Raw genomic sequence first — 22,329 nt, 5'->3', positions numbered from 1 at the left:
CGGCGACCGGTTATTTCAGGAGCATTCCGATGTCCGATGCTGCCCTGTCCGGGTCCAAGACCCCGACAGCCCGATCCCTTGTATCCGCATTGCAACTCGACACGCGCCTGCTTGGCATGATCGGCGCGTTCATCGTGCTCTGCATCGCCTTCAATGTGTTCACGGATGGGCGCTTCCTCACTCCGCGCAACATCTTCAACCTGACGATCCAGACCGTCTCCGTCGCCATCATGGCCACCGGCATGGTCTTCATCATCGTCACCCGTCACATCGACCTGTCGGTCGGCTCGCTTCTGGCCACCGTGGCAGCCGTGATGGCCGTCGTGCAGACCCAGGTCCTTCCGGTCACGATGGGTCTCGGCCTCGGTCACCCGGCCATCTGGATCATCGCCCTTGTCGTCGGCCTGATCGTCGGCGCTGCGATCGGCGCCTTCCAGGGCTGGATGGTGGGCTATCTCGGCATCCCGGCCTTCATCGTCACGCTCGGCGGCCTGCTGGTCTGGCGCAACGCGGCCTGGTTCATCACGAATGGCCAGACGATCGGCCCGCTGGACGAAACCTTCGCGATGATGGGCGGCGCCGGCGGCACGCTCGGCGAAACCTGGTCGTGGGTGTTCGGCGTCCTCGCCGTGGCCGCCTCCATGTGGCTGCTGGTCTCGGCCCGGCGCCGGCGCGCGGCCCATGGCTTCCCGGTGAAGCCGGTCTGGGCCGAAGTGACCATGGGCGTGATCATCAGCGGCGCAATCCTGGGCTTCGTGGCCGTCCTGAATGCGGCCGAGATCCCGGCGCAGCGCCTGCAGCGGATCTTCGCCGACCAGGGCCAGACCATGCCGGAAGGCCTGGTGATGGGCTATGGCATCCCGATCTCGGTGCTGCTGCTGATCGTCGTGGCCGTCGCCATGACCGTCATCGCCCGCCGCACCCGCTTTGGTCGCTACATCTTCGCCACCGGCGGCAACCCGGATGCAGCCGAGCTGTCGGGCATCAACACGCGTCTGCTGACGGTCAAGGTCTTCGCCCTGATGGGTGGCCTCTGCGCCCTCTCGGCCGCCGTCGCCGCTGCCCGTCTCGGCTTCTCGACCAACGACATCGGCACGCTCGACGAACTGCGCGTCATCGCCGCAGCCGTCATCGGCGGAACGGCGCTGTCCGGCGGCATCGGCACCATCTATGGCGCCATCCTCGGCGCGCTGATCATGCAGTCGCTGCAGTCGGGCATGGCCATGGTGGGCGTCGATGCGCCGCTCCAGAACATCGTCGTCGGCATCGTGCTGGTTCTCGCCGTTCTCGTCGACATCCTCTATCGCAAGCGTACGGGAGACTGAGCCATGGCAACGCCTCTTGGTGGAATGGCCAACCAGGGCAAGACGCCGCTGGTGGATATGAAGGACATCTGCATCTCGTTCGGCGGGGTGCATGCGGTGGACCACGCCTATGTGGATCTCTATCCCGGCGAAGTGGTCGGTCTGCTCGGTCACAATGGTGCCGGCAAGTCGACGCTGATCAAGATCCTGTCCGGCGCCTACCGTCCGGACAGCGGCGAGATCCGCATCGACGGCAAGCCGGCAACGATCAACAGCCCGCGCGATGCCCGTTCGTACAACATCGAGACGATCTACCAGACGCTGGCGCTGGCGGACAATCTCGACGCCGCCTCGAACCTGTTCCTGGGTCGCGAGCTGGTGACGCCGCTCGGCTTCGTCGATGACGACCGGATGGAAGCCGAAACGCGCAAGATCATGAGCCGGCTCAACCCGAACTTCAAGAAGTTCAAGGTTCCGGTGAAGGCCCTCTCCGGTGGCCAGCGCCAGTCGGTCGCCATTGCCCGGGCGGTGTATTTCAACGCCCGCATCCTGATCATGGACGAGCCGACCGCCGCACTCGGCGTGCACGAGACCCAGATGGTGGGCGAGCTGATCCAGGAGCTGAAGCGCCAGGGCCTCGGCATCTTCCTCATCAGCCACGACATCGAGGACGTGTTCGAGCTGTGCGACCGTCTGACCGTCATGAAGAACGGCCGGGTCGTCGGCACCGCGCGCACCGAGGACGTGACCAAGGACGAGGTGCTCGGCATGATCATCCTCGGCAAGTGCCCCCCGGGCGCAAAGCCCGGTCCCGGCGCCATGGCCGAGGATCTGGAAGCCGCCTGATCCGGACAGGGCCCCATCCCGCTGTCGCCAGTCCCCGGCGGACTGGCGACACCATCCGGCCGACCGCCCTTTGCGGCCGTCTCCAAACCCGCTAAGACAAGGCTCCCCGGTGCCGGAACCCCCGTGGTTCGCAGGCCCGGGGTTCTCTTGGACCCGTTTTGAGGAACGCACCTCATGTTCATCGGCCTCGATATCGGCACCAGCTCCGTCAAGGCGGTGCTGCTGGACGACGACCAGCAGCCCGTTGCCTCCGCCAGTGCCCATCTCGATGTCTCGCGCCCCCATCCCGGCTGGTCGGAACAGGATCCGGACAGCTGGTGGCGCGGCATCGAGGCCACTCTCGAGGACCTCGGCCGGCGTCATCCGCGCGAGATGGCCGCCGTGCGCGGCATCGGCCTTTCAGGCCACATGCATGGCGCGACCCTGCTCGATGCCGCCGACCGGCCGCTGCGCCCCTGCATCCTGTGGAACGACGGCCGCTCGGCCAGCCAGTGCACCGGGCTGGAGGCGCGCGAGCCCCGCTTCCTCACCCTCGGCGGCAACCGGGTCATGCCCGGCTTCACCGCGCCCAAGCTGCAATGGGTGCGCGAGAACGAGCCGGACATCTTCGCGAAAGTCGCCAAGGTGCTGCTGCCCAAGGACTACGTGCGGCTGCGCCTCACCGGCGACCATGTCGGCGACATGTCGGACAGTGCCGGCACCCTGTGGCTGGATGTGGCGGCCCGCGACTGGTCGGAGCCGCTGCTGGCGGCAACCGGCCTGACCCGGGAGCACATGCCCCGGCTGGTCGAGGGGTCGGATGCCGGCGGCCGCCTGCGACCGGAGCTCGCCGCGCGCTGGGGCATGACGCAGGCCCCGGTGGTGGCAGGGGGCGGCGGCGACAATGCTGCGTCTGCTTGCGGCGTCGGCGCCGTCCAGCCGGGCTCGGCCTTCGTCTCGCTCGGCACCTCCGGCGTGCTGTTTGTCACCAATGACCGCTTCTCGCCGAATGTCGCCAGCGCGGTGCATGCCTTCTGCCATGCCGTGCCGGACACCTGGCACCAGATGGGCGTGATCCTGTCGGCGACGGACAGCCTCAACTGGCTGTCGAAGATCCTGCGCCGGCCGGCGGCCGAGCTGACGGGGATGGTCACCGACCTCAAAGGACCGTCGGCGGTCCAGTTCATGCCTTATCTTGGCGGCGAACGCACCCCGCACAATGACGTGGCAATCCGCGGCGGCTTCCTGGGTCTGGCGCATGAGACCGGCGAGGCGGAGCTGGCCCATGCGGTGCTCGACGGTGTCGCCTTCGCCCTGATGGATTGCCTCGGCGCCCTCACAGCGGCCGGCAGCAGCGTCACGCGCGTGACGGCTGTTGGCGGTGGCTCACGCTCGCGCACGTGGCTTGAGATCATTGCCACCGTGCTGGGCGTCACCGTGGATGTGCCGCAGGATGGCGATTTCGGCGCGGCCCTGGGCGCGGCCCGCCTCGGACAGGCGGCGGCCGACGGCTACGACCCGGCCACCTTCTTCGCGCCGCCGCTGGCGGCCAGCATCGACCCCAATCCCACCCTCCAGTCCGCCTATGCCGACGCCTACCGGCACTGGCGGACCCTCTATCCTGCAATGAAGGAGATCTGACGTGGCCACTGGATTTTTCGACGGCCTTGAGCCGGTCCGTTATGTCGGGCCGGACGCCCGCGAGCCCTACGGGTACCGCTACTACGACAAGGACCGGGTGGTCCTCGGCAAGCGCATGGAAGACCACCTGCGCCTCGCCATCTGCTACTGGCATTCCTTCTGCTGGCCGGGCGGTGACCCGTTCGGTGGCGACACGTTCCAGCGCACGTGGATGGCCGCCGGGGATCCGATGCAGCAGGCGAAGCTCAAGGCGGATGTCGCCTTCGAGATGTTCCAGCTGCTGGACATGCCGTTCTTCACGTTCCACGACCGCGACATCGCACCGGAAGGCGCGACGCTGGCCGAGAGCAACGCCAATGTGAACGCCATTGCCGACATCTTCGAGCGCAAGATGGCCGACAGCGGCGTCCGCCTGCTGTGGGGCACGGCGAACCTGTTCTCCAACCGCCGCTTCATGGCCGGCGCGGCCACCAACCCGGACCCGGACGTCTTCGCCTATGCAGGCGCGCAGGTGAAGCACGCGATGGACGTGACCCACCGGCTTGGCGGCGCGAACTACGTGCTCTGGGGCGGCCGCGAGGGCTACGAGACCCTGCTCAACACCGACCTGAAGCGCGAGCTGGACCAGCTCGGCCGCTTCCTGACGATGGTGGTGGAGTACAAGCACCGCATCGGCTTCAAGGGCACGATCCTGATCGAGCCGAAGCCGCAGGAGCCGACCAAGCACCAGTATGACTTCGACGTCGCCACGGTCTTCGGCTTCCTCAAGGCCTATGGCCTGGAGAACGAGGTGAAGGTCAACATCGAGCAGGGCCACGCCATCCTCGCCGGTCATTCCTTCGAGCACGAGCTGGCAATGGCCAATGCCCTCGGCATCTTCGGCTCGGTGGACATGAACCGGAACGACTACCAGTCGGGCTGGGATACGGACCAGTTCGCCATGAACGTGCCGGAGATGGCGCTGGCCTATTACGAGATCCTGAAAGGCGGCGGCTTCACCACCGGCGGCACCAACTTCGACAGCAAGATCCGCCGGCAGTCGATCGACGCCGTCGACCTGATCCAGGCCCACGTCGGCTCGGCCGACGCCATCGCACGCGGCCTGCTGGCGGCGGCCGCGATGATCGAGGACGGCCGTCTCGGCGGCTTCGTCAAGGACCGCTACGCCGGCTGGAGCGCGCCGGAGAATGCCGCGATCCTGACGGGGACCGTGACGCTGGAGGCGCTGGCCGACCGGGTGCACGGCGCGAGCCTCGAGCCGCAGCCGAAGTCGGGCCGTCAGGAATACCTGGAAAGCCTCGTCAACCTGTTCGTCTGACGCAAGTCGCAAGACGGAACGCCCCGCCCGGAACCCGGGCGGGGCTTTGGTGTGTCAGCTCAGAGCTTGTCGGTGACGACCGTGGTCGTGGCGCCGACCGGCTCCTTGGTGATGACCGGATCGGAGCCGCCGGAGAGCAGCGACTTCACCGTCCGCTCGTAGGCCGCCTTGTCGAGCTTGCCGTCGGAGCCGTCCACCAGCTTCACGATCTCGCCGACCATGCGCTTCTGGTGGGTCTCGGTCTGCGCGCCGGATGCATCATTTTCGAGCACGATCTCGGCCGCCTCGTCCGGATTCTCGGCCGCATACGCCCAGCCCTTCATCGAGGCGCGCACGAAACGGACGTACTTGTCGACCTTGGCCGGGTCCTTCAGGCTGTCCTCGAGCACATAGAGACCGTCCTCGAGCGTGGCGACGCCCTGGTCCTCATACTTGAAGACGACCAGATCCTCCGCCGGAATGCCCGCGTCGATCACCTGCCAGTACTCGTTGTAGGTCATCGTCGAGATGCAGTCGGCCTGCTTCTGCAGCAGCGGATCCACGTTGAAGCCCTGCTTGAGCACCGTCACGCCATCCGGGCCACCGCTCGTCGGGATGCCGAGCTGGCTCATCCAGGACAGGAAGGGATACTCGTTGCCGAAGAACCAGACGCCGAGGGTCTTGCCCTTGAAGTCGGCCGGCGAGGTGATGCCGGTTTCCTTCCGGCAGGTCAGCATCATGCCCGACTTCTTGAACGGCTGGGCGATGTTGACGAGCGGCACGCCCTTCTCGCGCGAGGCCAGGGCGGACGGCATCCAGTCGATGATCACGTCGGCCCCGCCACCGGCAATGACCTGCGGCGGCGCGATGTCCGGGCCACCCGGCTTGATGGTCACGTCAAGGCCTTCGGCTTCGTAGAAGCCCTTGTCCTTGGCGACGTAGTACCCGGCGAACTGGCCCTGGGTCACCCATTTCAGCTGCAGGGTGAGCTGGTCAGCCGCCGAGGCTGCGCCGGCGGACAGGACGCCTGCAAGCATCGTGGCGGCGGCCAGAGCCTTTACTGCGATATTCGCCATTCCCCTTCTCCTCTTGGTCTGCCGGGGGCTTTTGCCTCCGGTTCTGGAAAGCGAGGGGATCAGGGTGCACAAGCCACCGGCACAGCTCCGGACCTGCCCGGAGCACGGGCCTGTCCCGGAGGCGCGCTTGCGCGGCTCTCCACCTGCCATTCCCCTTCCGGCCCGGTTTGTCCGGGTCCATTGTCTTGACTGTGCCGCGGAACGCGGTATCCATCGTCAGCCTGCCACGGCGCGCCGGTCTGCGCCAGACGCCTCACAGGCTGACCAAATGGTCAAAAAAACGTAGGGAAAGCTTGCCCTTCCGGTCAAGGTGATTGTTTACGCAGCCGCGTCCAGTTTTGCGGCATCCGATGTCGCTTAAGGAACAGTCCGCGCCTTGGCGGGGCGGAAACGGACATGGCAACGGCCGTCATTTTATGTTCATATGAACGTCGCCATAGTTTCATATGAGCCGATTAAGTCCGTCTCCACACTGGCAGGATCAAGCGAGTCGCCGGCCCACCGACAGGGTGGCTTCGCGACCGCTGCAGACGGAAGACGCGGCGATCAGGAATGATGATGCTGTTGCTCGAGCAAGGGGACATCACGGAGCGCCAGGCGGAGATCACCGATCTGGTTCAGGCCAACGGCTTCATGTCGGTGGAGAGCCTGGCCGAGCGCTTTGATGTGACCACCCAGACCATCCGGCGGGATGTGAACCGCCTGTGCGAACTGGGCATCCTCCGCCGGACCCATGGCGGCGTCGAGCCGCCCGCACCGACCGGCAATGTCCACTACAGCACCCGCCGCATCCTCAACCTGCCCGCCAAGCGCATCATCGCCGGCCATGTGGCCTCGCTGATCCCCGAAGGCGCCTCGCTTGCCTTTTCCATCGGCACGACGCCGGAAATCGTGATGCAGGCCCTGATCCGCCACAGCGGGCTGAAGGTCTTCACCAACAACCTGAACGTGGCCTTCACCGCATCGGAAAACCCCAGCGTCGACGTGACGATTGCCGGCGGCCGGCTGCGCTCCGGCGACCGGGACATCCTGGGAGCGGGCACGCAGGAGTTCTTTGCCAGCTACAAGGTCGACTTCGGAATCTTCGGTGTGGCCGGCGTCGACGAGGACGGCACGCTGCTCGACTTCCACGAGGAGGAAGTGGCCGCCCGGCAGGCGATCCTCGCCAATTGCCGCCAGTCGCTGCTGGTGCTCGACCACAGCAAGTTCGGCCGCGCCGCCCATGTGCGCGGGGGCCACATCAGCGATGTCAGCCACGTCGTCTGCGACGCGCCGATCCCGCCGGCCCTGAACAGGCTGCTGCAGGCGCGCGGCACGAAAGTGCTGATCGGCCCGGCCCCGGACGCCTGACACAAGGGCGCCCGATCGCATGGCGCCAGATGACAGGCCTGAAGACGAGAAGGCTGGAAACGACAAGGCAGGAAATGCGGGGGCACGCTGCCGCAAGCCCGTGTCCGGCGGCCATGGGCATGGCAAGCGCTGCGGATCACTCCGCGGCGCTGGACGCCCGCGACAGGCTGCTGGCGACAATCATGCCCAGGCCATCGCCGCTGTCGAAAGCCGCTTCGACGCGCGGGCCCAGCCCCCAGTCGCCGCAGGCTCCGATGCGCGCATCGGCGTTCCAGAGGAAGGGTTTGGGCGCGGTCTGTTCGACCCGGGCGTAACGCCAGCGGTGCGCCGCCAGGAACCCGGGTGTGGCATCGGTGTCAAGAACGGTCCGCGCCAGATCCCACAGCAGCGGCGTCACCTCGTCCGGGGACAGTTCCAGATGGGCGCGGCTCCAGGCCGGAGAGGCGTGGATGACCCAGGTTTCCGGCGACGGATCGCGGCCGGGCTTGGCCGAGTTGCGCGCCAGCCAGGACAGGGCCCCCTCCGGAGAGGCATGGCGGTCGGGACCCGGCAGCGGTTCCTCGAAGGCGGCCATCAGCGTCCAGCAAGGCGCGTAGCGCACATCGTCGAGGCCCGGCATCGGCACGCCGGCGGTTTCGGCGAGCGGCAGCACCTGCGGCGCAGGCAGGGCGAGGATCACGGCGGAAAAGGCCCCGTGGCCGGCGTCATGGACACGACCCTGGGCATCGACAAGACGCCAGCCCCCCTCGACCGACTGCAGCGACGTGATCTGGGTCTCGAGCTGCACCTCGAACCGGTTGGCCATGGCCCGCACCGGTGCACCGATGGCCGGCACGCCGACATGGGTGTCGTCGAACCAGGGGGCCACGATGCCCTCGGCGGTCCACTCCGCCAGCGCCTTGCGGAAGGCGTTGCCGCGCGCGGTGAAGAACTGCGCGCCGTGGTCGAACCGCAGGTCGCCGGCACGGCGGGTGGCGAGGCGTCCGCCGACGCCTCGGCTCTTTTCAAAGATACGGCAGGTATGGCCATTTGCCCGCAGGCGGCGCGCTGCGGCAAGTCCGGCCATACCGGCACCGATGATGGCAATGTCGGAACGGGGGCTTGCTGTGCTCATGGTCGTCTTACGGCGGCGCGGTGACGCTGGACCACCGCGACGACGGGATTTCCGCATCATGCCGCCTGCACATCCCCGAGATAGAGGTGATGCAACCGGTCGGGATCGGCGAGCAGCGGCTGCGGCGGGCCATCATGCACCAGCTCGCCCCGGCGCATGACATAGGCATGATCGGCGATGCGGAGCGCCAGCGCCGCGAACTGTTCCACCAGCAGGATGGCAAGACCGGCATCCGCCAGCCGGCGCACCGCCGCCATCAGCCGCTGCACCACCACCGGCGCAAGGCCGGCCGACATCTCGTCGATGAGGATCACCTCCGGCCGGGTGAGCAGCGAACGGGCAATGACGAGCATCTGCTGCTCGCCGCCGGACAGGAGCCCGGCCCGGACACCGCGCCGGTTGAGCAACTCGGGAAAGAGGTCATAGGCATCGGCGAGATCGGCCCCCGGCGCCATGCCGACAAGCAGGTTTTCCTCCGTCGACAGCTGGCGGAACACGGTCCGCCCCTGTTCGACATGGGACAGGCCCGCCCGGGCCCGCTCGCCGGCGCGGGCAGCGGTGACGCTCCGCCCGTTGAGGGCAATGTCGCCCCCGCTGGTCGGGATGATCCCGGAGAGCCCCTCCAGCAGCGTCGTCTTGCCGGCCCCGTTGGCGCCGAGCAGGACGCTGATCTGCCCCTTCTGCGCCGACAGGCTGACCCCGCGCACCACAGGCAGACCGGCCCGGTTGATGACGAGGCCGGAGACATCAAGTGTTCTGGTCATGCCGCATCCTCCTCCAGCGCTATGCCGAGATAGGCCTTCTTCACCACGGGTTCCTCCAGCACGCGCATCGGCGGCCCGGAGGCAATGACCTGGCCGAAGTCGCAGACCGTGATCTGCGAGCAGGCGCCGCGCACCAGATCCATGTCATGTTCCACCAGAAGCACGGACGAGCCGAACAGCCTCGGGATCTCGGCAATGCGCCGGGCAAGCCGCAGCGCCTGGTCATAGGACTGGCCGGCCGCCGGCTCGTCGAGCAGCACCACCGCCGGCCGCGCGGCAACAACCCCGGCCACGTCCAGCAGCCGCCGGGTGCCGGCATCCACCGCCTGCACCAGGGTGTCAGGCGACGGACAGCCGATCCAGGTGAGCACGGCGGCGCTTTCCTCGGGGCTCAGACCGGGAGCGGCGAGGTCGAGATAGGCCCCCACCGAGAGATCGGGCGGAATGCGGGTGGTCTGCCAGGTGCGGCGGACGCCGAGGCGCGCGCGCTCATGGGCCGGCAGCCCTTCGAGTGGCCGGCCTTCCAGCCGCACCGACCCCTCGTAGGCCGGGAGGAACCCGGTGACCGCGTCGATGAAGGTCGACTTGCCGGCGCCGTTGGGACCGATCAGCCCGACGACGGTTCCGGCCGGCACGCTCAGGCTGACATTCGACAGCGCGACGACCTGCCCGTAGCGCACGCCGAGCCGGTCGATGACCAGCGTTGGCCCGGCGGCCGCCGGATCACGCCGGTTCCGGGGCGGCGGCAGCACGGTGCCGACGGGTGCCGAGGGAGCAAAGCGCGGCAGTCCCAGCTTTACGGTCAGGCTCGCGAGATTGCGCCGCAAGGTCTCGGCCATGGTCTCGCCGCTGGCCAGCGCCTGGACGGCGCCGAGGGCAAAGAGCACGTTGCCGACATCCTGCGGCAGGCCAAGGCGGCGCAGCAGCTCGGGGAAGAGCGTCACCAGCATGCCGCCGATGATCGCCCCCTCGGCGAGCTGGGCCCCGGCCATGGTGGCGACCGCAAACAGCGCCAGCGACTGCATCATCGAGAAGTTTTCGGAGACGAGCGTGCCGAGATAGCCCGCCAGAAGCCCCCCGGACAGGCCCGCGATGAAGGCCGAGATGGCAAAGGCCGACAGCTTGGTCAGCGGGATCGACACGCCGAGCGCCGCCGCGGCCCGCTCGGAGTGACGGATGGCGAGGAAGGCGCTGCCGAGCCGGGACCGCGACAGCACCGAGAGGCCGAGCGCGACCGCCAGATAGAACAGCAGCGCGAAGACAAAATAGCCCTCGTCGCTGTCGAACAGGTCCGGCCGGGCAACCGACAGGAAGCTGGTCTGTCCGGGGAAGGTGATCGTCGCCAGGATCACGTCGAAGGCCGCCGCAAAGGCCAGCGTCACGATGGCGAGGTTGATGCCGCGCAGGCGCAGGGCCGGCAGGCCGATGGCGACGCCAAACGGCACGGCCGCCAGACCGCCAAGCACGACCCAGACCGGCAGGCCGCCCGGAGCCTCAATGACATTGAGCCAGCCGACGGTCCAGGCGCCGACCCCGGCAAAGGACATCTGGCACAGGGCGATCATGCCCGCGCGGCCCGTCACCAGACCGAGGCCCTGCAGCGAGATCGCCGTGATGACGACGGCAGTGGCGAGGAACACCCAGTAGGCCGGCAGCAGCCCGTAGACCGCAAGGCCCGCCACGGCGGTGACGACGACAAGGGCGAGACAGGAGGTAAGATCAGCGCGCTTCATCCCAGCGGGCTCCACGTTGCGACCACAGAAGAACGGCCAGGATGACGAAGAAGGGCAGGATGCCCCGGTACTGGCTGATGCCGTCGATGGCACTGCTCATGCCTTCGACGATGCCGATCGTGAGGCCGCCGGCCAGCGCCAGCGGGAAGGAGCGGAACGCGCCCACCAGCGCCGCCGCAAGGGCGGGAACCACCAGCAGCGACAGCGACATGAAGTCGGGCGAGCGCTGCGGCGCGATGATCATCAGCGCGAAGGTCGTGAAGGCCCCCGTCACCGCCCAGACCAGCAGGGCGAGGATGCGCACGCGCACGCCCAGCAGTTCGGCGGCCATGGGCCGTTCCGACAAGGCGCGCAGGTGCAGGCCCGTGCGGGTGCGGTTGAGGAAGGCGTCGGCAAGCAGGGTGAACACCAGCGCCAGCACGACGGTGAGGACAGAGGCCACCGTCACCTCGACCCCCGCGAGACGGAAGGCGGAGCCGGGGAACAGGGTCGGAAACTCCTGCGGGCTCTGGCCACCAGTAAGGCGCAGCCCCAGCGCGACCAGGCCGACCAGCAGCGCCGCCGTGACCGCCGCCTTGGTGGTCGCGGTGGCTTCCGAGAACCACTGCGTCATGACGAGGCCGATGAGCGCGCCGGCCAGCGTGCCGACGAGAATGCCGAGCACCACGGCCGGCCACAGCGGCACGCCGAGGGAGATGAAGCCGATCATGGAAAAGGTGCCGGCGGTGCCGATGGCCGCGCCGGTGAAGTTGACCACGGCGACAAGGCGGTAGGTGAAGACCGCGCAGACCCCGAGCAGCGCATAGGCGCCGGCGGCAGTCAGCCCGGCCACGGCCGAGGTGAGAAGCGCATTCATGGCAGGTGTTCCCGCTGCAGGACGGTGGCACGGCGGACGCCGTGCCACCGGTGTCGGTCAGTTGGCGGACGGGAGAACGACCCACTCCGGCGTCTCGACGGTCCAGGTGCCCTTCTCGAGCTTCATCACCTTGGTCGCCTGCATCGGGGCATGACGATCGCCCTCGCCGAAGACGTAGGGCGTGCCGGCGAGGTCATAGGACTTCGGCTGCATCGTCAGCAGGGCCTCGGTCACGCTCTCGCGGGTCACCTCGCCGTTGATGCCGGAGAGGACATCCAGCATCACCGTGGCGGCGAGATAGCCGCCCTGGGAGAAGGCGGTCAGCGGCTTGCCGGCCGCCGTCATGGTGGCGATCCAGTCCTTGTTGGCCGCAGATCCGGTTTCCGTGAAGGGCTCCCACTCGGTGCCGACATAGACCGGCTGGGTGCTGTCGGCCAGCGCCCTGGCGACTTCCTGGGTGTAGCCCGGGGCCAGGAACAGCCAGTTGATGCCGGTGATCTTCTGCGCGTCCGCGGTTTTCACCCACTGCACCACGCCCGGCTCGACCGCGTTCTGGATCACCGCATCGCAGCCCGCATCGCGCGCCTTGATGACATAGGGCGTGAGATCCCCCTGGAACGGCAGGGTCATGTCGAGCAGGTGGATCTTCTTGCCCGTGATCTTTTCCCAGGTCTCGATGGCGCCCTTGTAGGCTTCCTGGGTGCCGCCGATGATGATGAAGAAGGCGCAGACCTTTTCGGCCTTGAGCTGGTTGGTGGCGTAATAGGCCATCGCCGTCGACAGCGTGTAGGGCCCGACGTTGACCGGGGCGACCGACGGGGCGTTGAAGCAGGCGGCGTCGACGCCAAGGCCCTGCACCGACAGGACGCCCTTGCGCTTGTAGGTGGTGGCGTTGACGGCGCAGTCGAGCAGGCTGCCCGAGCCGACCAGGGCCACCACTTCCTTGTTGTCGATGAGATCGCGCGCGGCCTGGGCCGCCACGGCCGGGTCGGCCTTGTCGTCGGAGATCGTGTACTCGATCTTGCAGCCGTTGAGACCGCCCTTGGCATTGACCGCGTCGAAGACGGCCGCGGCAGCCTCGGGAACCTCGCTGAAGTCGGCCGGGCCGGTGATTGTGGAGACGGCGCCCAGACGGATCACCCCGTCCTTGCAGGTGGGACCGGCCGCCTCTGCAGCGGTCGTTGCGGACAGGCCGGCGAGGCCGGCAAGGGCGACGCCGCCCAGAAGCATCGAAATGGACTTCATGTGATAACCCTCCCAATCGCGTTGATCGCGGTTGATCCAGAAACAGCAGTTCAGGCGGCCATGTTCCCCGATGCGGCCATCACGTCCCTTGCCGGGTTCTTGATGGCGGCCGCATCCACGTCGGCGAACCGGGCCAGGGTTCGCTCGATCACATCGCGCGGAATGCCGCGCACGATGAAGACGAGGCGGGTGCCTCGGGTCTGGTCCGGCCAGGCCGGAAGGCGGACGGGCGGATGCAGCACATGCTGCACGCCCTGCACCAGCAGCGGACGGTCGCGGTCGTCGTCCAGTTCGACGAGCCCCTTCATCCGCAACAGGCTCTCGCCCTTGAGCAGGGTCAGATACTCCAGCCAGCGGGAGAAGGCGGGCGACGACAACGGCTGGTCGATGACGAAGGCATGGGTCTCGATGCCGGCATGTCCGCCGCCGGCAACGGCAGCCGGGAGATGATGGCCGCAGCCGGGGCCATGCACGTGGCCCGGGTCGCTTGCCTGCGGATCGCTGCAGACGAAGCCGGCCGGCGCTGTGGCGGACGCGAACCAGTCGGCTGCAGCCCGGCCGAGCGCATCCGGATCGAAACCCGTGCCGAGGAGACGCGCGGCCGCGACATGCCCCATGTCGGCTTCCAGCACCCGCGCGGCCGGGTTGATGAGGCCCAGCGCAATGCGCAGACGCTCCAGCTCGGCGTCGCTCGCCAGGTCCGTCTTGGTGATGACGATGCGCTCGGCAAGGCCCACCTGTTTCACGGCTTCCGGATGGGCGTTGAGGGTGGCAAGGCCGTTGACGGCGTCAACGGCGGTCACGACCCCCTCCACCGCCAGCCGGCCCGACAGCGCGGGGGCAACCAGCAGCGTATGCAGCACGGGCACCGGATCGGCGAGACCCGTGGTCTCGATCAGGATGCGGCTGACGGACGCCAGCTCGCCCGTGTCGCGCCGGGCGAGGATTTCGGTCAGGGTGGTGACGAGATCATCCCGCACGGTGCAGCAGATGCAGCCGTTGTCGAGCAGGGCGAAACGCTCCTCGCTCGTCTCCACCAGCAGGTGGTCAAGGCCGATGGCACCGAATTCGTTGATGATCGCCAGCGTGCCGTCCAGCGCCGGCTGGCGCAGCAGCCGGTTGAGGAGCGTCGTCTTGCCGGCCCCGAGAAAGCCGGTCAGGACCGTGAGGGGAAGAGGCGTGGCACCGGTCATGCCAGTCCCTCCGCGCCATGCACCAGCCGCCCCTCGAACCAGGTCTGCAGCACCCGGGTCTTGCCGATCGCACCGGCCGGGCAGGTCAGCACGTCCTGGTCGAGGACGATGATGTCGGCGGACTTGCCGATCTCCAGCGAGCCGACCACATCGCCCAGACCCATCATGCGGGCCGAGTTGATGGTGAAGATCTCGAGCACGGTGGCGATATCGAGCGCCTGTTCCGGCCACAGGCTCTCGCCCGGGAAATCGCCATGCGGGTTCTGGCGCGTCACCAGCCCCTCGATGCCGGTCCAGGGGTTCGGGTTCGGGATCACCGGCCAGTCGCTGCCGCCGGCCATCAGGGCACCGGCATCGAGCAGGTCGCGGTTGGGCCAGAAGCGGGTGGCGCGTTCGACGCCCATGGTCTGCTTGTGGCCCTCGAGGAAGGCGGTCGGGAACCAGATGAAGGGCGACAGGTCGGCTCCCATGCCCAGCTCGCGGAAGCGGGGGATGTCCGCGTCCCGGATGTAGCTGGCATGGGCGATGTGATGCGTCAGCCGCGTCGGGCCGTTGAAGGAGCGCACCACGTCCAGCGCATCCAGCGCCATGGTCACGGCCGCATCGCCCGCGCAGTGGATCTTGACCGACAGGCCGAGGTCCTCGCAGCGGCCGATCCAGCGCACCAGTTCCGGTACGGTCGCCAGCGTCGTGCCACGGAAGCAGCAGCCGAAGACCGCATCGGGCGTGTAGGGTTCGTGGAAGGCAGCGGTGCGCGCGCCGGGCACGCCGTCGAGGAAGACCTTGGTGAAGTCGGGCCGCACGTGCCGGCTGCGGAACGTGTCGCGCAGGGCAAACAGTTCCTCGCCCGCCACGCCGAACAGGAAGGACGGTTCGGTGACCGGCATGGCGCCGCTGGCCCAGGCGGTCAGCAGGCCGCGATCATCCAGTCCCTTCAGCGCCGCCAGCACGGGCTGCATCGCCGCCGCATCGAGAAAGGCCGTCACGCCATGCTGGTTGAGCGTGGCGATGGAATGGGCGACGGCAGCCCGGTCCATGTCTTCGGTGTAATGGCCACTGGCGACGATGGTGCGCTCGATCAGACCGGCCGCGGCCTCGATCATGATGCCGGTGAGACGGCCGGACGACGGGTCGCGGCCGAAGCTGCCCTGGTCCGGATCGGGGGTGTCCTCGGTGATGCCGGCCAGCCGCAGGGCCGCCGTGTTGACCCAGCGGTTGTGATAGGTGTCGTCGCGCAGCATCACCGGACGGCCGAGGCTGGCCGCGTCCAGCAGGGCGAGGGACTCCTCGCTGTTGAACAGGGCAAGGAGATCGCTGCCCCATTGCGCGCCGATGATCCACTTGCCCTCGGGCGTCGTCTCCGCCGCTGCGCGCACCTGCTCCAGAATGGCCTCGCGGCGCAGCGTGTTGCCGAAGCGCAGCTCGAACAGATCCGCCTGCCCCCCCATCATCATGTGCGTGTGGATGTCGACGATGCCGGGCATCGCCAGCCGGCCGCCGAGATCGACGACCCGCGTCTCAGGTCCGATGTGCGGACGCACGTCCGCGTCGCTGCCGACGGCGATGATCCGGCCATTGCGCACGGCCAGCGCCTCGGCGCTGCTGCGCGCCGGGTCAACCGTGTAGATGCAGCCGTTGGTCAGAACCAGATCGGCGACGGCGTGAACTGCGGACATGGGTGATCCTCCCCCCACTTGAAGATGAAACAGGCCCGGACTGATCCCCGGGGCGGCAGCGGTGCCGCGACTTGGTCTTGATTTTGGAAGGCCAGCGTCAGTGGTGGCCTGGATGGTTTTCGCTTTTGGGGGCCGAGGGTAAGAGACCCCAGCCCAGCGGTATTTGCAGCGCCCGTCCAGCTCAAGGCAGGCTCGACTGACCTGCACGCTGGATCAAGCAAAAGTTCATCCGGCATCAAGGGCCGGAGCCGCCGCGTCTCCTCCAGCCGGAAGAGACGCGGCGGGCCCATCAGACCGCCCTGTTCTGGGTCGGCGAGCGCCCGCCGCCGTCCGCCACGAGCACGGTGCCCGTGACGAAGGAGGACTGGGCGCTGGCCAGGAACAGGCAGCAGGCCGCGATCTCCTCCGGCTCGGCAATGCGGCCAAGCGCAATCCGGCGGGTGAGCGCGGCAAATTCCTCCTCGCGCGTGGTCCCGGCGGCCCTGGCCGCAAGGTCCATCTCCATCTCGCTCATCGGCGTGCGCACCCAGCCGGGCGCGATGGCATTGACCCGGATGCCGTCACTGCCATGGGCATAGGCGAGCGACCGGGTCAGGGCGACAACGCCTGCCTTGCTGGCGGCATAGCTGGCGCTGTCCGGGCTGGCGTTGAAGGCTGCGACCGAGGCGATGTTAACGATGCTGCCGCCCTGTCGTTTCAGAAGGTGCAGCGCCGCGCGGCAGACCATCATGGTGCCGGTGAGATTGACCGAGAGTGTCCGCGCCCAGACGGCATCCTCGATGCTGTCGGGACGATCCGGGACGATGAGGCCGGCAGCATTGACGAGACAGTCGAGCCGCCCGTCACAGGCCGCAATCGCCCGGTCGATGTCGGCGGGGCTGGTCACGTCGCCATGCACGGCAACGCCACCGGTCGTCGCCGCCATCTGGTCGAGCGCCGCACCGCCGAGCCCGAACAGCACGAGCCGCGCACCCTCGGCGGCAAAGCGCTCGGCCGTCGCCGCGCCCATGCCGGTGGCCGCCCCCGTGATCAGGGCGGTGAGACCAGACAGTGCGCCGCTCATGCCGCGCCCTCCCCTGCCCCGAAATGGCTTGTCACCGCATAGCCGGTCTCCGGCAGGGTGGAGCCGCCGTCGACGACGATGGTCTGGCCGGTGATGTATTTCGCCTCGCGCGAGGCGAGGTAGAGCATGGCGCAGGCAATGTCGTCGGCCTCGCCCATCCGGCCCATGGGGATCGCGGCCCCGATCTCGGCCTGCTTTTCCGGGGTGCTCAGCGTGCCGCGCCCCGGCTTGGCGATGAAGCCCGGCTCGACGCCGTTGACCGTGATGCCGCTGCGCGCCAGCTCGAAGGCCGCGCCCCGGATGAAGGCGTTGAGCCCGGCCTTGGCCGCCGAGTAATGCGCCCCGCCGGCCATGGCCACCCGCGCCGACACGGACGAGGTGAACAGGAGCCGGCCATGGCCGGCCGCCCGCATCCCCGGCGCAGCCGCCTGGGTCAGCCACACAGCCGCCTTCAGGTTGATGTCGAGCGCTTCGTCCAGCTGATCCTCGGTCATCTCCTCGATGCCCGCCCAGGGACAACCGCCGGCATTGTGCACCAGGATGTCGAGCCGGCCCGCGCGCGCCATGGTCTCCTGCACCAGCCGGGCGAGCCCGGCGCGCGACAGGTCGGCGAGAGGCACGGCGGCGGCGGAAAGCCCTCGTCCACGGAGAGTCCGGGCGAGGTCTTCAGCAACATCAAGCGTGCGATTGGCAATGATGACAAGCGCACCGGCCTCGGCCAGCCGCGTGACGATGGCCGCGCCGATGCCGCGCGCGCCGCCGGTGACCAGCGCGACCTGTCCGTCGAGGCGGAAGGGGGGCGTCGTCATCCGGCAATGCCCTCCCGTTCAAGGAGCTCGATGAAGCGGGCGAACACCTCGGTGTGCCGCGCCACATCCTCTTCGGTGCTGGCCGGGCACATCAGGAACATGGTGTGGAACGGCGTCACCAGGATGCCCTCGTTCATGTAGAAGGCATGCAGCAGCGTCTCCAGATCGCCCTGCCGCGTGGCAATCACATCGGCGCCGGAGCGCGGCACCTTCGGCGTGAACATGATCTCCGCGCGCGCGCCGATCTGGGTGACGTGCCAGGGCCGGCGGCTGCGCGAGATCAGGGCCCGCGCCTCGTCGGCCAGCCGCGTCGCCAGCGCGATCATGCGGGCGTAGTTCGCCTCGGTGAGCACCTCCTCCAGCACCGCCTTCATGGTGGCGACGGTGAGCGCATTGCCGGCCAGCGTGCCGCCGATGCCCAGATGCGCCGACTGGCGCTGCTTCGGATTGGCATGGGGCACGATCTGCCACATGCGCTCGGCGACCGCCTGGCTCAGGCCGAAGATGCCCGCCGGAATGCCGCCGGCGATGGCCTTGCCGGCCACCAACATGTCGGGCTCGAGGCCATTGAGGGCCGTGTAGCCGCCGGGGCCGCAGGAGATGGTGTGCGTCTCGTCGATCACGAGCAGCGTGCCGGTCTCGCGCGTCAGCCGCCGCAGCGCGTCATGGAACCCGGGCTCGACCGGGATCATGCCGAAATTGGTCATCAGCGGCTCGGTGAGCACGCAGGCGACGTCACCGGCCTTCAGCGCCTGTTCCAGGGCCGCGACATCGTTGAACTCCACCACCCGTGACACGGCCGCATGGTCGACCGCATTCGGATGGATCATGTTGCGCATGCCGATCTTGCCGTTGCGGATCTCGACATGGGCTTCCTCGACGCCGCCGTGATAGCAACCGGAGAAGACCAGCACCTTGTCGCGGCCGGTGATCATGCGGGCGATGCGGATTGCGCCGCGGTTGGCATCGGTGGCCGAGGTGGTCAGCGTCCAGTAGGGCAGACCGAAGCGGCGGGTGAGTTCCTCGCCGACCCAGAGACTGTCCAGCGTCGGAAGCATCATCGTCGTACCGCGCTGCAGCTGGTGCAGGGCGGCCCGGGTCACCGGCTCCGGCGCATGGCCGCACATGCCGCCGGTGTCCCCGAGACAGAAGTCGACATAGTCGTGGCCGTCGATGTCCTGGATGTGCGCGCCGCTGGCCGCCTCGGCATAGATGGGAAAGCCGCCGGCCCAGCGGCGCATCCAGTGCGAGGGGCCGCCATAGAGATAATGCTCCCTCCCCCTGGCCCAGGCGGCGGCAGACTTCGGATGCCGGGAGGCAAACCGGGCCTGCTCCGCCTCGATCAGGCGGTCGATGGCAGCGGCGCGGTCGGTGGCCTTTTGCGTCGGGGCGTAGTCGATGGTCATGTCAGGGAAATCCAGGCGCTCTTGAGATCGGTGTAGCTGTCGAAGGCATGCAGCGACTTGTCCCGGCCGAAGCCGGACTGGCGGAAGCCGCCGAGCGGCACGGTCAGGTCCGAGCCGCCGTAGGTGTTCACATGCACGAGGCCGGCACGGACCCGGGCGATCATCCGGTGTGCCCGGCCGAGGTTGGCGGTCCAGACGCCGGCGGCGAGGCCATAGTCGGTCTCGTTGGCAAGGCGCACGGCCTCGTCCTCGCTGTCAAAGCCCTGCACGGCCAGCACGGGGCCGAAGACCTCCGCCCGCGCCAGGGACATCTCCGGCGTGACACCGGCAAACACCGCTGGGGACAGGAAATAGCCGCCCGTTTCCGTCCTGATGCGCGCGCCGCCGGTGAGGCATTCGGCGCCCTCCTGCCTGGCGCGGGCCAGATGCGCCTCGACGCGGGCGAGATGCTCGGCACTCGACAGGGCACCGATGTCGGTGGTCACGGCAAGCGGATCATCGACCCGCAGGGCCTCGGCCGCCTTCACCAGCTCGCCAAGGAAGGCCTCGCGCACGCTGTTCTCGACCAGAAGCCGCGAACCGGCGACGCAGACCTGGCCGGCATTGCGGAAGATCGCGTTGGCGGCCGCCTTCGCGGCCTTGCCGAGATCCGGCGCATCGGCAAAGACGATGTTGGGCGACTTGCCGCCCAGCTCCAGATGCACCCGCTTCAGGTTGGAGCGGGCTGCATAGTCGAGAAGCCTGCGGCCGACGCCGCCCGACCCGGTGAAGGCAAGCGCGTCCACGTCCATGCTGAGGCCGAGCGCCTCGCCGGCGACCGCGCCCTCGCCGGTGACGACATTGAGCACGCCCTCCGGCAGCCCGGCCTCGACGCAGATGCGGGCGAGACGGACCAGCGTCAGCGACGCGCTTTCGGCCGGCTTCAGCACGACGGAATTGCCGGCAGCAAGCGCAGGCGCCAGTTTCCAGGCCCCGATCATCATCGGGAAGTTCCAGGGCACGATGGCCCCGATGACGCCCAGCGCCTCCCGCCGGACGAGGCCCAGGACGCCTTCCGCCGTCGGCGCGATCTCGCCATAGACCTTGTCGATGGCCTCGCCGTAGTAGCGGAAGGTGGCGGCGGCCGACAGCGGCTCGGCCTTCAGCGCCATGGAAATCTCGGTGCCGTTGTCGCGCACGCCGAGGACGGCCAGCTCCAGCGCCTCGCGCTCGATGGCCTCCGCGATGCGCAGCATCACCTTCTTGCGCTCGGCCGGCGCCGCCCGCGACCAGCTGCCGCGCTCGAAGGCGGCGCGGGCGCTGGCGACGGCCCGGTTCACGTCGGCCGCGCCAGCCAGCGCCAGACTGGTGAAGACTTTTCCGTCGAGCGGAGACACCACATCCATCCGGCGGCCATCGGCGGCGGCTTCCTCGCGGCCATCAATGAACAGCTGCTGCGGAGCAACGGGAAGATGTCTCAGGGCGTCGATGCGGGCCTGATCAAGCATGGGCCTTGTCCTTGGCGCGGTTGCGCAGATGCGTGGTGATGTGCAGGCCGATCGCCAGGATGATCATGGCAAAGAGGATGAAGGCGATCGGACGGTCGATGAAGTCGAGGGGGGAGTTCACCCGGGTCATGGCCGTGCGCAGCTTGGTTTCCATCAGCCCGCCCAGCACGATGCCGAGGATCACCGGCGACGTCGGCAGGTCCAGCCGCTTCAGGATGAAACCGAAGACGCCGAAGCCGGCGGCGATGGCGCAGTCCGTCAGTGAATTGCGCAGCGAATAGACGCCGATGAGGCTGAAGGTGAGGATCATCATGCCAAGGAAGCGGCTGGGGATGCGCATCACCTGCATGAGGATGTTGGTGGAGGTCATCAGGAACAGGATGACCAACACGTTGAGCACGAAGAGGGCGATGTAGAGCGCGAGGACGAAGTCCATCTGGTCGCGGAACAGCTGCGGCCCGGGGATGACGTTGTGGACATAGAACACCGACAGCATCATCGCCGTCAGTTCCTCGCCCGGGATGCCGAGGGCGAGCAGCGGGATCATGGCGGCGGGCGGCACCGAGTTGTTGGCGGCCTCCGAGGCGACGATGCCTTCCGGGTTGCCCTTGCCGAAAAGGTCCGGCGTCTTCGATGTCCGCTGGGCATAGCTGTAGGACAGGAACTGCGACATGAACTCGCCGACGCCCGGGATCATGCCGCAGATGACGCCAAAGCCGGAGCCGACGGTGGCCAGGCGCTTGTACTTGAAGATCTCGGTGAGGCCCTGCAGGAACTTGCCCTTCACCGGCGGCAGCTCGTAGGTCGTGTCGCGCTGGGTCAGCAGGAAGAAGGCCTGCGACAGGGCAAAGATGCCGAGCACCACCACGATCAGGTCGACACCCGAGGCAAGCCAGGTCTGGCCGAAGGTGTAGCGCTGGGTATAGGCGGTGCCTTCCAGCCCGACCGTCTTCAGAAAGATGCCGAAGCAGACCAGCATGCCGGCGGCAAGGATCTGGCCGCGGTGGGTGAGCACGACCAGCACGATGCCGAGAAGCGCCGCGAGAAAGATCTCCCGCGCTCCGAACATCGGCGCGATGGAGGCCAGCACCGGCGCCAGCAGGATCAGGCAGAGGATGGCAAAGATGCCGCCGAAGAAGCTGGCACCATAGGCCAGGCTGAGGGCGCGGCGGGCCTCGCCGCGGCGGGTCATCGGATAGCCGTCATAGGTGGTCAGCGCGTTGACCGGCGTGCCCGGCGTGTTGATCAGGATCGCCGGGATCGCGCCGCCGAACATCGACGAGCCATAGATGCCAAGCAGGGCCGTGAGGCCGACGATCGGCTCGAGCGAAAAGGTTGCAGGCAACAGGATGGCGATGGCGACCGCCGCGCCGACCCCCGGCATCGCCCCGACGATGACGCCGCCCACCGAGCCGACGACAAGGGCGGCGAACACATCCCAGCGCGCGAGGATCTCAAGGCTGGAGAGAAACAGGTCCATGATCCGCCCC

The 22,329-nt window shown here is 68.1% G+C and carries 18 protein-coding genes; 5 read left to right on the top strand and 13 right to left on the bottom strand.

Going from position 1 to position 22,329, the window contains the following annotated elements; translation table 11 throughout:
• Positions 1 to 29: 29 nt before the first annotated feature.
• From GWI72_RS15170 to xylA, 4 genes are all read left to right on the top strand, one after another.
• Positions 30 to 1,325 carry a sugar ABC transporter permease gene (locus GWI72_RS15170; protein WP_161677379.1) on the top strand — a complete coding sequence of 432 codons (1,296 nt, stop codon included), beginning with the start codon at positions 30 to 32 and terminating at the stop codon, positions 1,323 to 1,325.
• Between the two features lie 24 nt (positions 1,326 to 1,349).
• Entirely contained in the window at positions 1,350 to 2,150 is an 801-nt protein-coding gene (locus GWI72_RS15165; protein WP_208995936.1) for an ATP-binding cassette domain-containing protein, read from the top strand.
• Between the two features lie 174 nt (positions 2,151 to 2,324).
• Positions 2,325 to 3,770: a xylulokinase gene (xylB, locus tag GWI72_RS15160; protein ID WP_161709245.1), complete on the top strand. Its 1,446-nt coding sequence runs from the start codon at positions 2,325 to 2,327 to the stop codon at positions 3,768 to 3,770.
• Between the two features lies 1 nt (position 3,771).
• Positions 3,772 to 5,088, top strand: a complete 1,317-nt coding sequence (gene xylA / locus GWI72_RS15155) for a xylose isomerase (RefSeq protein ID WP_161677381.1) — start codon at positions 3,772 to 3,774, stop codon at positions 5,086 to 5,088.
• Between the two features lie 59 nt (positions 5,089 to 5,147).
• On the opposite strand, the gene GWI72_RS15150 is transcribed toward xylA, so the two are convergent.
• Positions 5,148 to 6,143, bottom strand: a complete 996-nt coding sequence (locus tag GWI72_RS15150; RefSeq protein WP_161677382.1) for an ABC transporter substrate-binding protein — start codon at positions 6,141 to 6,143, stop codon at positions 5,148 to 5,150.
• A 558-nt stretch (positions 6,144 to 6,701) separates the two neighbouring features.
• Between GWI72_RS15150 and GWI72_RS15145 the strand changes: the two genes are divergently transcribed.
• Entirely contained in the window at positions 6,702 to 7,493 is a 792-nt protein-coding gene (locus GWI72_RS15145) for a DeoR/GlpR family DNA-binding transcription regulator (protein WP_179956207.1), read from the top strand.
• Between the two features lie 136 nt (positions 7,494 to 7,629).
• Here the strand turns inward: GWI72_RS15145 and GWI72_RS15140 are convergent, their stop codons facing one another.
• From GWI72_RS15140 to GWI72_RS15085, 12 genes are all read right to left on the bottom strand, one after another.
• Positions 7,630 to 8,607 carry an NAD(P)/FAD-dependent oxidoreductase gene (locus GWI72_RS15140; RefSeq protein ID WP_161709244.1) on the bottom strand — a complete coding sequence of 326 codons (978 nt, stop codon included), beginning with the start codon at positions 8,605 to 8,607 and terminating at the stop codon, positions 7,630 to 7,632.
• Positions 8,608 to 8,663: 56 nt separating this feature from the next.
• The gene (locus tag GWI72_RS15135) at positions 8,664 to 9,371 is read right to left on the bottom strand and encodes an ABC transporter ATP-binding protein (RefSeq protein ID WP_161709243.1); all 708 of its coding nucleotides are present in this window, start codon (positions 9,369 to 9,371) and stop codon (positions 8,664 to 8,666) included.
• Positions 9,368 to 11,104 carry a branched-chain amino acid ABC transporter ATP-binding protein/permease gene (locus GWI72_RS15130; protein ID WP_161709242.1) on the bottom strand — a complete coding sequence of 579 codons (1,737 nt, stop codon included), beginning with the start codon at positions 11,102 to 11,104 and terminating at the stop codon, positions 9,368 to 9,370. The genes GWI72_RS15135 and GWI72_RS15130 overlap by 4 nt, the downstream gene beginning before the upstream one ends.
• Positions 11,091 to 11,960 carry a branched-chain amino acid ABC transporter permease gene (locus GWI72_RS15125; protein WP_161709241.1) on the bottom strand — a complete coding sequence of 290 codons (870 nt, stop codon included), beginning with the start codon at positions 11,958 to 11,960 and terminating at the stop codon, positions 11,091 to 11,093. Before GWI72_RS15125 ends, GWI72_RS15130 begins: the two co-directional genes overlap by 14 nt.
• Before the next feature lie 57 nt (positions 11,961 to 12,017).
• A complete protein-coding gene (locus tag GWI72_RS15120; RefSeq protein WP_161709240.1) occupies positions 12,018 to 13,205 on the bottom strand; it encodes an ABC transporter substrate-binding protein in 1,188 nt (395 codons plus the stop codon).
• Between the two features lie 50 nt (positions 13,206 to 13,255).
• Entirely contained in the window at positions 13,256 to 14,398 is a 1,143-nt protein-coding gene (locus GWI72_RS15115; RefSeq protein ID WP_161709239.1) for a CobW family GTP-binding protein, read from the bottom strand.
• A complete protein-coding gene (locus GWI72_RS15110; RefSeq protein ID WP_161709238.1) occupies positions 14,395 to 16,074 on the bottom strand; it encodes an amidohydrolase in 1,680 nt (559 codons plus the stop codon). Before GWI72_RS15110 ends, GWI72_RS15115 begins: the two co-directional genes overlap by 4 nt.
• A gap of 289 nt (positions 16,075 to 16,363) precedes the next feature.
• Positions 16,364 to 17,137 (bottom strand): SDR family NAD(P)-dependent oxidoreductase, encoded by a 774-nt coding sequence (locus tag GWI72_RS15105; RefSeq protein ID WP_161709237.1) that lies wholly within the window; start codon positions 17,135 to 17,137, stop codon positions 16,364 to 16,366.
• Positions 17,134 to 17,946 carry an SDR family NAD(P)-dependent oxidoreductase gene (locus GWI72_RS15100; protein WP_161709236.1) on the bottom strand — a complete coding sequence of 271 codons (813 nt, stop codon included), beginning with the start codon at positions 17,944 to 17,946 and terminating at the stop codon, positions 17,134 to 17,136. Before GWI72_RS15100 ends, GWI72_RS15105 begins: the two co-directional genes overlap by 4 nt.
• Positions 17,943 to 19,352, bottom strand: coding sequence for a transaminase (locus GWI72_RS15095; protein WP_161709235.1), 1,410 nt, complete (start codon positions 19,350 to 19,352; stop codon positions 17,943 to 17,945). Before GWI72_RS15095 ends, GWI72_RS15100 begins: the two co-directional genes overlap by 4 nt.
• Positions 19,349 to 20,839, bottom strand: a complete 1,491-nt coding sequence (locus GWI72_RS15090; protein WP_161709234.1) for an aldehyde dehydrogenase — start codon at positions 20,837 to 20,839, stop codon at positions 19,349 to 19,351. The genes GWI72_RS15095 and GWI72_RS15090 overlap by 4 nt, the downstream gene beginning before the upstream one ends.
• Positions 20,832 to 22,319: a tripartite tricarboxylate transporter permease gene (locus tag GWI72_RS15085; RefSeq protein ID WP_161709233.1), complete on the bottom strand. Its 1,488-nt coding sequence runs from the start codon at positions 22,317 to 22,319 to the stop codon at positions 20,832 to 20,834. The genes GWI72_RS15090 and GWI72_RS15085 overlap by 8 nt, the downstream gene beginning before the upstream one ends.
• Between the last annotated feature and the right edge of the window lie 10 nt (positions 22,320 to 22,329).

Source organism: Pannonibacter sp. XCT-53, assembly GCF_009915765.1.
GTDB lineage: Bacteria > Pseudomonadota > Alphaproteobacteria > Rhizobiales > Stappiaceae > Pannonibacter > Pannonibacter tanglangensis.
This window is presented reverse-complemented; position numbering and strand designations above follow the sequence as displayed.